This window comes from Vulcanococcus sp. Clear-D1 (assembly GCF_014654725.1).
Taxonomy (GTDB): Bacteria; Cyanobacteriota; Cyanobacteriia; order PCC-6307; family Cyanobiaceae; genus Vulcanococcus.
This window is the reverse complement of the sequence record NZ_JACVZV010000003.1, coordinates 1-12,684: the sequence shown is the minus strand read 5'-3', so window position 1 is coordinate 12,684 and position 12,684 is coordinate 1. Positions and strand designations below refer to the sequence as shown.

General features: G+C 66.2%; 13 protein-coding genes. 5 read left to right on the top strand and 8 right to left on the bottom strand.

Features of this window, described 5'->3' with window-relative positions:
• The first annotated feature begins 31 nt into the window (after positions 1–31).
• Together H9532_RS00805 and H9532_RS00800 are read left to right on the top strand one after the other, a co-directional pair.
• Entirely contained in the window at positions 32–1,189 is a 1,158-nt protein-coding gene (locus H9532_RS00805) for a DUF3084 domain-containing protein (RefSeq protein ID WP_296364815.1), read from the top strand.
• The gene (locus H9532_RS00800; RefSeq protein ID WP_296364813.1) at positions 1,186–1,617 is read left to right on the top strand and encodes a resolvase; all 432 of its coding nucleotides are present in this window, start codon (positions 1,186–1,188) and stop codon (positions 1,615–1,617) included. The genes H9532_RS00805 and H9532_RS00800 overlap by 4 nt, the downstream gene beginning before the upstream one ends.
• Before the next feature lie 3 nt (positions 1,618–1,620).
• Here H9532_RS00800 and H9532_RS00795 read toward each other — a convergent pair whose 3' ends face one another.
• The 4 genes from H9532_RS00795 to psbH are packed head-to-tail and all read right to left on the bottom strand — an operon-like array spanning position 1,621 to position 3,061.
• On the bottom strand, positions 1,621–1,878 hold the full coding sequence (locus tag H9532_RS00795; protein ID WP_296364811.1) for a DUF3146 family protein: 258 nt from the start codon (positions 1,876–1,878) through the stop codon (positions 1,621–1,623).
• A gap of 11 nt (positions 1,879–1,889) precedes the next feature.
• A complete protein-coding gene (gene pth, locus H9532_RS00790; protein ID WP_296364809.1) occupies positions 1,890–2,540 on the bottom strand; it encodes an aminoacyl-tRNA hydrolase in 651 nt (216 codons plus the stop codon).
• 19 nt (positions 2,541–2,559) lie between these two features.
• Positions 2,560–2,856, bottom strand: a complete 297-nt coding sequence (locus H9532_RS00785; protein WP_296364807.1) for a TatA/E family twin arginine-targeting protein translocase — start codon at positions 2,854–2,856, stop codon at positions 2,560–2,562.
• Between the two features lie 4 nt (positions 2,857–2,860).
• Positions 2,861–3,061 (bottom strand): photosystem II reaction center protein PsbH, encoded by a 201-nt coding sequence (gene psbH, locus H9532_RS00780; protein WP_010312068.1) that lies wholly within the window; start codon positions 3,059–3,061, stop codon positions 2,861–2,863.
• Positions 3,062–3,146: 85 nt separating this feature from the next.
• Between psbH and psbN the strand changes: the two genes are divergently transcribed.
• Positions 3,147–3,287, top strand: a complete 141-nt coding sequence (psbN, locus tag H9532_RS00775) for a photosystem II reaction center protein PsbN (RefSeq protein WP_296364804.1) — start codon at positions 3,147–3,149, stop codon at positions 3,285–3,287.
• On the opposite strand, the gene H9532_RS00770 is transcribed toward psbN, so the two are convergent.
• Positions 3,275–6,322: a glycoside hydrolase family 38 C-terminal domain-containing protein gene (locus tag H9532_RS00770; protein WP_296364803.1), complete on the bottom strand. Its 3,048-nt coding sequence runs from the start codon at positions 6,320–6,322 to the stop codon at positions 3,275–3,277. The two genes, psbN and H9532_RS00770, sit on opposite strands and share 13 nt — an antisense overlap.
• A gap of 100 nt (positions 6,323–6,422) precedes the next feature.
• Here H9532_RS00770 and H9532_RS00765 point away from each other — a divergent pair, with 100 nt between their 5' ends.
• A complete protein-coding gene (locus H9532_RS00765) occupies positions 6,423–6,542 on the top strand; it encodes a photosystem II reaction center protein I (RefSeq protein ID WP_010312075.1) in 120 nt (39 codons plus the stop codon).
• Between the two features lie 71 nt (positions 6,543–6,613).
• The gene (locus H9532_RS00760; protein ID WP_296364801.1) at positions 6,614–9,775 is read left to right on the top strand and encodes a DUF3769 domain-containing protein; all 3,162 of its coding nucleotides are present in this window, start codon (positions 6,614–6,616) and stop codon (positions 9,773–9,775) included.
• Here H9532_RS00760 and H9532_RS00755 read toward each other — a convergent pair.
• The 3 genes from H9532_RS00755 to leuC all read right to left on the bottom strand — a co-directional run bounded on the left by H9532_RS00755 (position 9,772) and on the right by leuC (position 12,389).
• Positions 9,772–10,266, bottom strand: coding sequence for a pentapeptide repeat-containing protein (locus tag H9532_RS00755; protein WP_296364799.1), 495 nt, complete (start codon positions 10,264–10,266; stop codon positions 9,772–9,774). The two genes, H9532_RS00760 and H9532_RS00755, sit on opposite strands and share 4 nt — an antisense overlap.
• Before the next feature lie 73 nt (positions 10,267–10,339).
• Entirely contained in the window at positions 10,340–10,975 is a 636-nt protein-coding gene (locus tag H9532_RS00750) for a 3-isopropylmalate dehydratase small subunit (protein WP_296364797.1), read from the bottom strand.
• Positions 10,976–10,979: 4 nt separating this feature from the next.
• A complete protein-coding gene (leuC, locus tag H9532_RS00745) occupies positions 10,980–12,389 on the bottom strand; it encodes a 3-isopropylmalate dehydratase large subunit (protein WP_296364795.1) in 1,410 nt (469 codons plus the stop codon).
• Positions 12,390–12,684: the final 295 nt, after the last annotated feature.

Below are 12,684 nucleotides of genomic sequence, written 5' to 3'. Positions count from 1 at the left end.
CCACCGATACTGAGCGTCGTCGCGCAAGGTTGTGTCGGGCTGGCTGCTGATCCTGGCGCTGCTGCTGCTGGGTGGAGTGCTCTCCACCCTCGGCGATCGGCTCGGTTCCAAGGTGGGCAAGGCCCGCCTGAGCCTGCTGGGGATGCGGCCGCGCCGCACGGCGGTGGTGATCACGGTGCTCACCGGCAGCCTGATCAGTGCCATCTCGCTCGGCCTGATGCTGCTGGTGAGCGATCGGCTGCGCACCGGCCTGTTTGAACTCGACCAGCTCGAGCGGCGCCTGCGGGAGGGGCGCGAAGCCCTGCATCGCAGCCAGAGCGAACTGACAGCGGCCGAACAGGGGCGCCAGCAGGCCCGCAGCCAGCTGACCATGGTGGAAGCGCAGGCCGCCTCGCTGCGCAGGGAGCTGGCACCGCTGTTGCAACAGCGCCGGCTGCTGGAGCAGGAACGCGATCAGCTCAGCCGCGAGATCGGCGCCAAGGATGCCGACATCCAGCGCAACCGCCAGGAACTGGCACGGCTGAACAACCGCATCAGCGCCTCCGCCAAGGAGCTGCAGCAGCTCGAAACCAACCTGATCGCCCTGCGCCGGGGCGATGTGGTGATCAGCAGCGGCCAGCCACTGGAGATCGCCAAGGTGCGGATCGAGAAACCCGAGCAGGCCAAGGTGGTGATCGAAGCGCTGCTGCGCCAGACCAACACCAACGTGTACCAGCGGGTGTTGCCCGGCCAGACACCCAACCGCCAGATCCTGCTCGTTCCGCGCAGCGACATCACCAAGCTGGAGGGCATCCTCAGCAAACGCGGTGATTGGGTGGTGAGCCTGATCTCAGCCGCCAACGTGCTTAAGGGCGAACGGCAGGTGGTTGCGTTTCCCGATGTCCGCCGCAACAGGCAGGTGGTGAAAGCGGGCGAGCAACTGGCCACCACCGTGCTGGAGGGCGATGAACGCAGTGCGGAGCAGGTGCGCAGCCGCCTGAATGTGCTGCTGGCCTCGGCTTACAACACCGTGCAGCGGGCGGGGAGCCTGGCCAGCGGCCTGCAGTTCGATGCCGCCAGCGTGAATCAGCTCAGCAACGCCCTCACCAACCGGCCCGCTGGGCAGGTGGTGCAACTGCAAGCGGTGTCGTTGCGCAACGGCGATCTGGTGGATCCAGTGGCCGTGGAACTACGGGCTGTACCGCGTTGAGCCAGCTGGCGGCGATCGACCCCGGACGCAGCAAATGCGGCCTGGTGCTAGCGGATAGCAATCGCCTTGAGGTGCTGGCGGCGGGGGTCCTGCCGCCGCAGCGCTGCCAGGAGCTGCTGCTGGAGTGGAGCAACACCCACAGCTTCAGCACGGTGTTGCTGGGCGATGGCACCGGCAGCCAGCCCTGGCGCCAGTGGCTCAGCGCCCAGCAATTCGCCGCGCTGCTGATCCCGGAAGCGGGAACCACCCTCGCCGCCCGGGAGCGCTACTGGCAGCTGGAGCCCGCGCGCAGCTGGCGGCGATGGCTGCCGCGCGGTTTGCGCATCCCTCCTCGCGACGTGGACGATGTGGTGGCTCAGCTCCTGTTGGAACGCCACCTCGGCACGCTGCTGCAGCGCCCAGGCAGCCTGCGCCTGCTCAGCCGCTGAGCTTTAAAACTTGGCCCGCACCGTGAAGGCGTAATCGCCGCCGGGTTCGAGCTGGTAATCGGCCTTGAGCAGAAACCTCAGCAGCGCATCGTGAATCAGGGCCCGGCCGAGGGAGGGCTCCACCAACAGCTCACCACGATCAAAGAACCAGCTGAAGGTCCACTGGAAGCCTCCAGCGCTCACCTCCCCCTCAAGCAGGCGCTGGCTGAAGCTCTGGTGCAGCACCCGCAACTGAGCCGTGGTGGTAGGCAAACGACTCACAGCGGCGCTCCTCAGCCAAGCGGGGCTTCAACCAGCTTGGCCGCAGCCGGCGCCACAAACCCGTTCAATCGGTTACCGGCACGCTCAAAGCCCAGCCGCTGAATCAGGTCGACGCCCTGGAGCACCTCTTCCAGCACCTGATCGAGCACCGGCTGCTCGGCGGGCGCAAACCGGCCCAGCACATGGCCCACCGTGCGTTGCTTGCGCTCCACGGGATTGAGAGCCGGCGCACCGATGCCAATGCGCAGGCGCGGAAACTCCTGCCCGCCCAGATGGGCAATGGTGCTGCGCAGGCCGTTGTGGCCGCCGGCACCACCACTGGTGCGCAAGCGCAAACGACCCAGTGGCAGATCCATGTCGTCCACCAGCACCAGCATCTGGGCGGGTTCAAGATCAAACCAATCGAGAGCGGCGCGAATCGAGCGGCCGCTGTCGTTCATGAAGGTCTGCGGCATCAGCAGGCGCAGCCGCCTGGCTCCCACACCCACCTCAGCCAACAAGCCATGCAGCTTGCTCTGCTGCTTGAAGCTGCCACCGGCTTGGGCTGCTAAGCGCTCGAGCGCCATAAAGCCCACGTTGTGGCGTGTACCGGCGTATTTGTCACCAGGGTTACCGAGGCCCACCAGCAGCTGCAGGGGGGCGATGCCTTCAGGGCCAGCCATCAAGGTTCAGCTGCGCAGCTCAGGCCTCTGAGGCGGGCTCAGACGAGGCGCTGGACGCTTGCGGCTTGGCAGCGGATTCAGCAGCACTCGCTTGAGCCTGCTCAGCAGGAAGCACGCTCGTTGCGGTGACTTCGGCTTCAACCGTGTCGACGGCCTTGCGAAATTCCTTCTCAAATTCGCTGGAGGCACTCTGAAAGCCCTTCAGGGTGCGTCCAAGGGTTTTGCCCAACTCGGGCAAACGCTTCGGGCCGAAAACCAGAAGTCCGATGGCCGCGATGACCGCCAGCTCCGGCAGTCCGACTCCGAAGACGTTCATCCGATCAGCCGACGCCGTTCCAGTTGACGGTGATGCCGTCGAGCAGCAGCGACTTGTTGTACAGCTGCAGGATCACCAGCAGGAACACGAGGAACAGGGCCATGAACACACCCATCACCGGGGTGGTGCCCCAACCGGGAACAACCTTGCCGTACTCGGAGTTGAGGGGACGCAGCAGATCTCCCAGGCGGGTGCGTTGAGCCATGACGGGCTGTGCTCTCTGGCAAGGGTCAGTCTCGTTACTGTAAGGGCCGCGGCAGCCGCCGCGGCTGTGCCTGTCGAGAGTTGTGATGGAAACGTCGTCCCCAGCCATGTCGGTGGCACTGGCCGTGCTGGCTGTGCTGCTGGGCCTCACCGGCTTTGGCATCTATACCGCCTTCGGCCCGCCGTCGAAGGGCCTCACCGATCCGTTCGACGATCACGACGACTGATCAAGAGGGCCACTCCCACAGCTCACCAGCCAACTGCCGAGCTGCCAGGGCAGCAGCCGATCGGCCGCTCCTGCAGACGCTGTGGAGGCCACTGGCTCAGGAGCCAGCTCGCGGCGGGCGCTCCAACCCTCAGGCCAGCGCAGCTGTTGGCGCTGCGGGCTGAGGTTTTGCAACGTCAGCCGCGCCGTTCCGGGTTGCTCCAGCGGTTGCAGCTGCACGATCTGCAGTGCCTCAGAGCCCAGATCCAAATCCGGCCATCCCCCGGGCGCGTCACCACCCGAAGCAGGGCGCAACCAGACAGGCTCCCGGAAGCGCTGGGCCTGCTGGGGCACCGCCTGCTGGCGCCAGCCCTGGGCGCAGGGCGAGAGGGCCAGCCGCAGTCGATGCAGACCTTGATCCGCTGAAGGATCTGGCCAGGTGGGTGCCCGCAGCAGCGAGACCCCCAGGCGCTCACGCTCCGCCGACACCCCTTGGGGACCATCCAGCAGCACGGCCAGACCGCCACCGGCCTCCGCCTGCGAGGCAAGCCAACTGATGGCAGGCACTTCCCAGCGGGCCTGCTCGCGGCCATTCACGGCAGCAGCGGGGCGCTCGATCACGCCGCCGGGCGTGTCAGCCGCGTAGCGGCAAGCCGGTTGCGCGAGGGGCAGCTCCAAGCGAAGCAGCTCATGGCGCTGACGCCAATCCACTTGCAGCACAAGCTCCAGCCAGGGCGATGCCGCGCGCAGCTGCACATCGAGGCGCAGCCGACTGCTGCCGCAACGGCCGCGCCAGACCAACCGCGTACACAGCGGCCCCTGCTCCGCCAGATCGGGGCCGCTCTGCCATTGCAGCGGCAGCGGGTGCTGGCGGTAATCCGCGGCGAGATCCCAGGCATCCCAAAACTCACCGTGGTCGTTCCAGCGGCACCAGGCCAACGGCCCCGCCAACTGCGGCACACCATCCGCCCCCCAGAGCTGCTCCAGGCCAGCAGGGCCGAACTGTGCCCGCACAAGCCCATTGCTGAGCTGCCAGCCCTGCTCGCTGGTGTGAAGAGCCACCGGATGCTGCAGCTCAGCCGGCTCCAGCGCCAGCACTGCCTCGCTCGGCCCCCGCTCCAAGGGCACTGCTGCCACACCGGCCGGCAGGGCGAGCTGCACCCAGGTGCCGCCTCCTGGGGCCGGCTGCTGGGGCAGGGCGGCCTCGGCATCGCTCAATCGCCAGACCCCCGCTGGCAGGCGCAGGGTGCAGGGCCCGGCAGCCTGCAGCTGCAATTGGGCCAACCACCAGCCGTTGTGCTCGGGAAGCAGAGCCTGCAACGCCTGATCGCGGCAACGACGCGCCTGCCGCCGGGCGGCACGCCACTGGGGTTCGGCCTGCTCGAACACCTCCGGGATGGAGGTGCCGGGAAGGATGTCGTGAAACTGCTGAAACAGCAGAGGCCGCCAGTCGGCGGGTGCCACGGGTGCCCCCTGCGCAGCGAACAGGTGCTGCAGCGCCAGAGCCAGATCCGCCTGCCGCAGCAGTCGCTCCAGGCTGCGGTTATGGCGCTTCTGATCCGGCCGGCTGGTGGCACAGCCGCGATGCAACTCCAGATAGAGCTCATCGCGCCACACCGGCAGCTGCGGTGCCAGCGGCTTCAACCCCGCCAGGTACTGGCGCAGGCTGCCGTGGGTCTGGGGGCAGGCCAAGGGTTGCTGCTGCCAGAGCTGGAGCTGCTCGAGCATCTCGGCGGTGGGCCCGCCGCCGTGATCGCCCACGCCGGGCAGCCACAGGGCCTGCTCCACCCCTGTGGCGGCCTGCCAGGCGCGGCTGTAGGCGTCGATCGCCAGCGGATCACCGTCGGTGCCGATCGGCGCGGTGGCCAGTGCCAACAGCTCACTGCCGCAGCGGCTGCGCCAGCGGAAGAGGCGGTGGGGGAAAGGCTGGCCGCTGTTCCAAGCGAGCTTGTGGGTGCAGAACCATTCCACCCCGGTGCTGCGGGCCACCGCCGGCAGCCCGGCGCTGAAGCCAAAGCTGTCGGGCAGCCAGCAGAGGTTGTGCTCCCACTCAGGGAAACGGGTGCGGCTGTAGGCCTGGCCCAGGGCGAATTGCTGCAGCAACGAGGCGGTGCCGATCAGCACGCAATCGCTCTCCACCCAGGGGCCGTTGATCGGCTCAAAACGCCCGGCCTGCATCGCCGCTCGCAGCCGAGCGAACAAGGCTGGTCGGTGCTGCTCGATCCAGGCGTACAGCGCCGGGGTGGAGTGGGCGAAATGCAGCTGCGGGAAGCGCTCCATCAGCGCCAACGCCGATTCAAAGGTGCGCACTGCCGCCTGCCAGGTATCCGCCACCGGCCAGAGCCAGGCCAGATCCAGGTGGGCATGGCCGAGCACCTGCACCGCATTGGGCGGATGGATCTGAACCTGCTGCCGCAGCCAGGGCTCCAGCGCAGCAGCCGCAGCAGCAGCAGCGGGATCGACAGGATCCAAAGCTTGGAGCTGTTGAAGCAGTCCCGGTTGGGCATCCGCCGGCAGGCGCTGGGCCGCAAGGGCCAGCCGCGGCGCCACCAGCACACCGGTGGGGTCTGCCGGATCGAGGGGCTCCTGCTCCACCGCACTGGCGATCAGTGCACCGTCGTCATGGAGGGGGGAGCGCAGACGCAACTCCAGCTGCAGCGGCTGCCCGCTCCACCAAGCCGCCGGCAGGGGCCAACGGCAGGCGGTATCGAACAGATCGCCCTGATGCACCCGCTCGCCATCCACCCGCAGCTCCACGGCATCGGCCCACCAGCGCAGCACCAGACGCGCCAGGCGATCGCCCTGCTGGCGCTGCTGCCAGGCCGGCGGGCAGAGCAGTTCCAATTCCAACTGCAGCCACTGCCCACCGCGGGGCCAGATCACCAGACCGCGGGCATGCCAATCGGGGCGACAACGGGCTCCCCAGGGATCCAACAACGCCACATCGCTCCCGCCCGATGGGGTTGCGCGCCGCCAGAGCGGCCTGAGATCCAGCCTGGATTGGGCCTGAAACGTTTCAATCCAGGAGCGAACAGCGCTGTCTGGGCCCTCCGGCATCGGTCAACGCGATCACGACCCATAGGATGATGCAGCTGCCGCAGGGTCACTCAGGGCCCACTTGGCGCCCGTTACTCCCTGTCACCGCCGGACAGAACCAATGCTCGCCCTCAAGATCTCGGTTTACTCCGTCGTCTTTTTCTTCATCGGGATCTTCGTGTTCGGCTTCTTGGCCAGCGATCCCAGCCGCACCCCCAGCCGTAAAGACCTGGAGGAGTGATCCGCCCTCAGGAGCCTGATCGGCGCTCCGGCCGCAGGCGTGTCAGGATCACGCCCTCTTAATTCCCTTCGGTGCCTGTCCCGCAACGCGTCCGCCGTTTGATTGCGGTGCTGGGATCGGCATCGGTTCTGATCGGTGGTCACGCTGTTGCAGCCGAGCAGCAGCCATCACCCGCGGCGCCTGCGGCCTCCGACCAGCCAGCTCGCCCATCGTCTGCTGCTGGCCTGATTGAGGCCACTCCGGCGCAGAAGCCACCCATCGACATCGACCTCAGCGCCGACAGCCAGGGTTTCGACCTACTGGCCAATCGGTTTGTGGCGGTTGGCAACGTGAAGGTAATCCTGGCCGGCGGCCGCCTGTTGGCGGATCGGATCGAATACGAAAGCGCCACCCGCACGATCTACGCCAGTGGCCGGGTTCGCTTCCAACGCGGCAATCAATACCTGCAGGCGAGCAAGCTCCGCTACAGCCTGATCGAAAACAGCGGTGAGATCGACGAGGTCTACGGCGTTGTCGATCTCGACAGCGCCGCCCTCGATCTCAACCCAAGCGAGACACCCGCAGCCCCGCTCCTCCCGCTGAGCTACTGGTCAGCGTCGGCGCCACCGTTCGATGCCGATGTGAGCTTCGACGCTGAACCGCTGCCGGATCCCGATGCGCGGGTGGCGGATGAGCTGAGTGCAACACCGCTCAACGGGGAGAGCGCAGCGCTCAACCTCCCCTCCGGCCTTCCGGAAGCCATTCCGGCTGATGCCTGGCAAATGCCTCCGGTGGCCCTATCACCGCAGGCCCAGACGATGGCTTGCCCGCCGCCGCTTCCCCCGGTGCCGAACTGGCGCCCCTACCCATGGGCCGCCACCGTCTGGGGCGGCCAGATGATCAGCGCCAACTTCGGCGACACCTTTTTGTTCAACGGCCGCATGCGGCCGGAATACCTCTGGGGTGCAGGCCTGAACAAGCGCCTGCTGCGCGCCGGCCCCCTGGCTCTGGAATTCGATTCCAACGCCCTGCTGCACCACGCCTACGAACAACAGGGCGGTGAATTCAACCAAAAGGTTCCCTACGCCAACACACCAGCCCAAACCTTCGGCGAGTTCACCTGGAGCTTCGGGGTGCGGGCCTGGCTGCAGCCCTGGCTGAGCCTGGCGTTCTTTGAGGGCGTGAGCCTCAACACCAACGTCAGCAATTACGAGAAAACGTTCCGCGAGAACTACACCACGTTTCTGAACTACCTCGGCTTTGAGGTAGAGGCCCTGATCCGGCCGGAATGGTCGTTGGTGGGCCGCATCCACCACCGATCGGGCGCCTACGGCACCTACAGCGGGGTGAGCGAAGGCAGCAACGCCTACCTGGTGGGCATGCGCTATCGCTTCGGCAGCAGCCCGTCGCCACGGTTCAGCGTGGCGATGCAGCCACCGGCTGGCTGCCCGGGCGGGGGGCAGCCGCAATCCAAACCATTGAGCGATCAGCTCAATCAGGTGGCCCTCGGTTCAGCCCAGCAAGCCACAGGAACGCCGCTGGACGTGCCCAACGCTGGGAGCCGCTCCAGCGCGCTCAGCCCGGGGCGGCAGGAAGCACTGCGGCACAAGGCGATTGCCGCAGCGGTCGATCAGCGGGTGAGTGACCTGCAGTTCCAGCAGAGCCTCTCCGTTGAACGAAGAGCAGGTGTGGATCCTGATGCTGATCTCATCACGGAAGCAGAAGTGACCTACGGACAAGTTCGCCCACAACAGCTTCAACCACTCAACACTGAGATTGGCAATAAGTTCGTGAGCGGCACCATCAGCCGCTGGCGGATCCAGGCCAACCGGCTGAGCGTGACCCCCGACGGCTGGCGGGCCGATCGAGCTGCCTTCACCAATGACCCCTACACACCGGCGCAGTCGTGGGTGGATGCCAGTGGTGTGGTGGCACGCCAGGAGCCCAATGGCGATCTGGTGATTCAGGCCAAGAGCAATCAACTGATCCTGGAAGATCGCCTGCCGATTGCGCTGCAACGCAACCAGCGCTTCGAGAAAGACCGCGAAGTGGAAAACCGCTGGGTGATGGCGGTGGATTCAGAAGATCGAGATGGCTTCTACCTCGGCTACAACCTCAAGCCACTGGAAGTGGGCAAGCGCGGCACCCTCAATCTGCAGCCCCAGTTCATGGTGCGCCGGGCCCTCGATGGCACCACCAGCAGCTATGTGTTGCCGGGCCTGCCAATCGGCAGCTCTCCCCAGAGCCAACCCACCCGCATCGGCGATCTGTTCGGCCTGCTGGCGCGCTTCGACACGCGCGTGCTCGGGCTCAAGATCGATGTGGTGGGTGATTTCTCCACATTTGATCCAAGCAACTTCGCCAATGGCACCCGCAGCTGGGGGGATATCAGCCGCTCTTTCCGGTTGCCGGTGATCGGCCGCACCACGGCCCGTGGCTTCGGGGCCTATCGCTATCGGGTGTGGAACGGCTCCCTCGGTGAGCAGGACGTGTATTCCGCTCTGGGGGCTTCGCTAGAGCAAACCCGCGATCTCCCCAACCTGGGCAAACTCACCAACACGATGTTCTGGCGCGCTGGCTTCGGCAACTTCCAGGGAACTGAGTTCAACTCCGTGAACTTGGCGGATCTGTGGCGAGCCAACGTCTACGGCTCGATCAACAGCCGGCTGCCGCTCTGGACCGGCAAACCACTCAATCCCGAAACGGAACTGGCCACGCGCTTCAGCTCCACGCCGATCGTGCCAGGCCTGGCCATCAACACCAACCTGAACATGAACCTAGCCTATTACGGCGATGGGACCAGTCAGCAGGCCTTCAGCATCAGCGGCGGCCCCACCCTCACGCTGGGACACCTGCAGAACAACTTCTTCGACTACACCCAGTTCACCGTGACCGGCGGTGGCACGCTGCGCCAGGGCGTCAGCCCCTTCAGCTTTGATCGCATCGTGGATCTCAGCACCATCGGCCTGGGGCTCACCCAGCAGCTGGTGGGACCGCTGATGCTGAGCGGCGGCATCGGCGTCAACACCGATCCCAACTCCGAGTTCTTCGGTGATGTGGTGGATTCCTACGTGGAGCTGCGCTGGCAGCGGCGTGCCTATGAGCTGGCCGTTTACTACAGCCCCTATCAGGGCATCGGCGGCGTGCGGGTAAAGCTCAACGACTTCAACTTCCGCGGCACCGGTGTGCCCTTCGTGCCCTACACCCCGCCTGGCCTGGCGCAGGATCAGGCCATTCAACGCCGCGGCTTCTAGGGGCGCAGCGGGGGAAGCGGATCAGGGCCAGCCTCCTCGCCGCCAATCATCAGATCACTGCCGGTGAAGTCGGCACCGATCAACACAGCGCCCTCGAGTTGCACACCAGGGGTCAGGGCCTGAATCAACACGGCATCGCGCAAATTGGCCTGGCGCAGATCCACATCACTGAGATCGGCGTTGCTCAGCCAGCTCTGCTGCAGCAGTGCGCCGCGCAGATCAGCACCACTGAGATCCGCACCCTCCAGGTTGCTGCCGCGCAAATCAGCACCGCGCAGATCCGCCTCCCGCAGATCAAGGCCATTGAGCAGCAAGCCGCTGAGATCGGCACCGCGCAGGTCACAACCACGGCACTGGGGCCAGGGTGGAGAGCCCTGCGTCGCAGGAGAGCGGTAGGGCTCAACAACCAGGGGCTGAGCCGCCGCCACGGCCGCCGGGGCGATCAGGAGAAGGGCCGCTAGGGCCGGCTGAACAGAAGAGAGGAAGCGCATCGGCCACGGACCGTCCTCTCTCCTTGATAGACACTTGCGCGAGTGGCCGCCACGACTGGCGGTGCCAGCAGGCTCAAGCGACGCTGAACGCGTTCAGATAGGGGAGGCGCGCAGTCGTCGCAGCCAGCGCTTCGGCGTTGGCCAGCAGCTGACCAGTGGCATCCCACTGACCGGTGGCCAGCATCTGGCGCGGACCAGCGGCCAGATCGAGCTGCCAGCTCTGATCGCCGCAGCTGAGCCGCGCCTCCGCCACATCCACCGCAACGCTGGCGGCCGGATCGGCCTCCGCCGCGGCCTGAATCGCCAGCATGGTGTCGTGGTCAGCCACCAGGCAGGGGATTCCGAGCGCCAGGCAGTTGCCGTAGAAGATCTCCGCAAAACTCTCGCCCACCACCGCGCGGATGCCCCAGCGCATCAGTGCCTGAGGCGCGTGCTCACGGCTCGAGCCACAACCGAAGTTGCGGTTCACCAGCAGGATCGAAGCGCCCTGATGCTCCGGGCGATCAAATGGGTGGGGGCCGGCATCACTGCCCGCCAGCTCAGCGCGGTCATCGGCGAAGGCTGCAGGACCCAGCGCATCGAAGGTGACGCATTTGAGGAAACGGGCCGGGATGATCCGATCGGTGTCGATGTCATCGCCGCGCACCACCACGGTGGTGCCGCTGACGCTGCGGATCGGACCGGAGGGGAACGGTGTGGAGGTGGTCATCGGATCAGGCGTTGAGGAGGGTGCGAACGTCGCTCACGCGGCCGTTGATGGCGGCGGCAGCCACCATCGCGGGGCTCATCAAGAGGGTTCGGCCACTGGCCGAACCCTGGCGGCCCTTGAAGTTGCGGTTGCTGGAGCTGGCGCTGATCTGGCGGCCCTCCAGGCGATCGGGGTTCATCGCCAGGCACATCGAGCAGCCGGGCTCGCGCCACTCAAAACCTGCTTCCACAAACACCTTGTCGAGGCCTTCAGCTTCGGCCGCTGCGGCCACCTGCTCGCTGCCCGGCACCACAAAGGCCTTGATCCCGGGTGCCACCTTGCGACCTTTGGCCACGGCCGCCGCGGCCTGCAAATCGCTGAGGCGCCCGTTGGTGCAGCTGCCGATGAAGCACACATCCACCGGGGTACCGGCGATCGGGGTGCCGGGCTGCAGATCCATGTAGCGATAGGCCTCTTCAGCCAGGGGCCGCTCGTCGGGCTCGGTTTGCTCCAGGGTGGGCACGGTTTCATCCACGCCGATGCCCTGGCCCGGGGTAATGCCCCAGGTGATGGTGGGAGCGATGGCGGCGGCATCGAAGCGCACCTCGTCGTCGAACGACGCATCTACGCCGCTGGCCAGGCTGCTCCACCAGGCCACCGCCTGATCCCAGGCCGCACCGGCGGGGGCAAAGGGCCGGCCCTTCAGGTAATCGAAGGTGACCTGATCGGGATTCACGTAGCCGCAGCGGGCGCCGCCCTCGATCGCCATGTTGCAGAGGGTCATGCGCTCTTCCATCGAGAGCGCCTCGATCGCCGGGCCGGCGAATTCATAGGCGTAACCCACACCGCCCTTCACGCCGAGGGTGCGGATCACATGCAGCACCAAATCCTTGGCGTAGACGCCGCTCTGCAGCTGGCCATCCACCCAGATGCGGCGCACCTTGAGCTTGCCCATGGCCAGGCTCTGGCTGGCGAGCACGTCGCGCACCTGGCTGGTGCCGATGCCGAAGGCGATCGCACCAAAGGCACCGTGGGTGGAGGTGTGGGAGTCGCCGCAGGCGACGGTCATGCCCGGCTGGGTGAGGCCTAGCTCGGGAGCGATCACGTGCACGATGCCCTGACGGCCACTGCCGAGGCCATGCAGGGTGATGCCGTGCTCAGCGCAGTTGGCCTCAAGCGTGGCGAGCATCTCCTCCGCCAGTGGATCGGCAAAGGGCCGCGCCTGAGAAGTGGTGGGCACGATGTGGTCGACGGTGGCCACGGTGCGCTCGGGGTGGCGCACGCTCAAGCCCAGATCCCGCAGGGCCGCGAAAGCCTGGGGACTGGTGACCTCATGGATCAGGTGCAGGCCGATGAACAGCTGCGTGGCACCGCCGGGCAGCTGGGCCACCTGATGCAGATCCCAGACCTTGTCGTAGAGGGTGGCGCTGCTCAAGGAGCGAAGTAAAAACACTCGCCAACGACCCTAAGCACCGGCCTGCCAAGCACCCTTGCAAGAGACGCCCAAACCGACAAAAGTTGCGAAGAGTGGAGTAGGCAATCTGCCGCTGTTGGCAAACCAGGCTTACTTATGCTGGTCAGCGAGTAAATCGTTGGGAACGGGTTGTCGACAGGCATCTGCCTCGATACCAGCAACACCGCTTGATGTTGTCGGAGCAAAGCCTTTGAAGGCCCCTTAGGGAGGCTCTGGAAAACCGAAGCGATTCACGGGACAATTACCCTCTGTGATC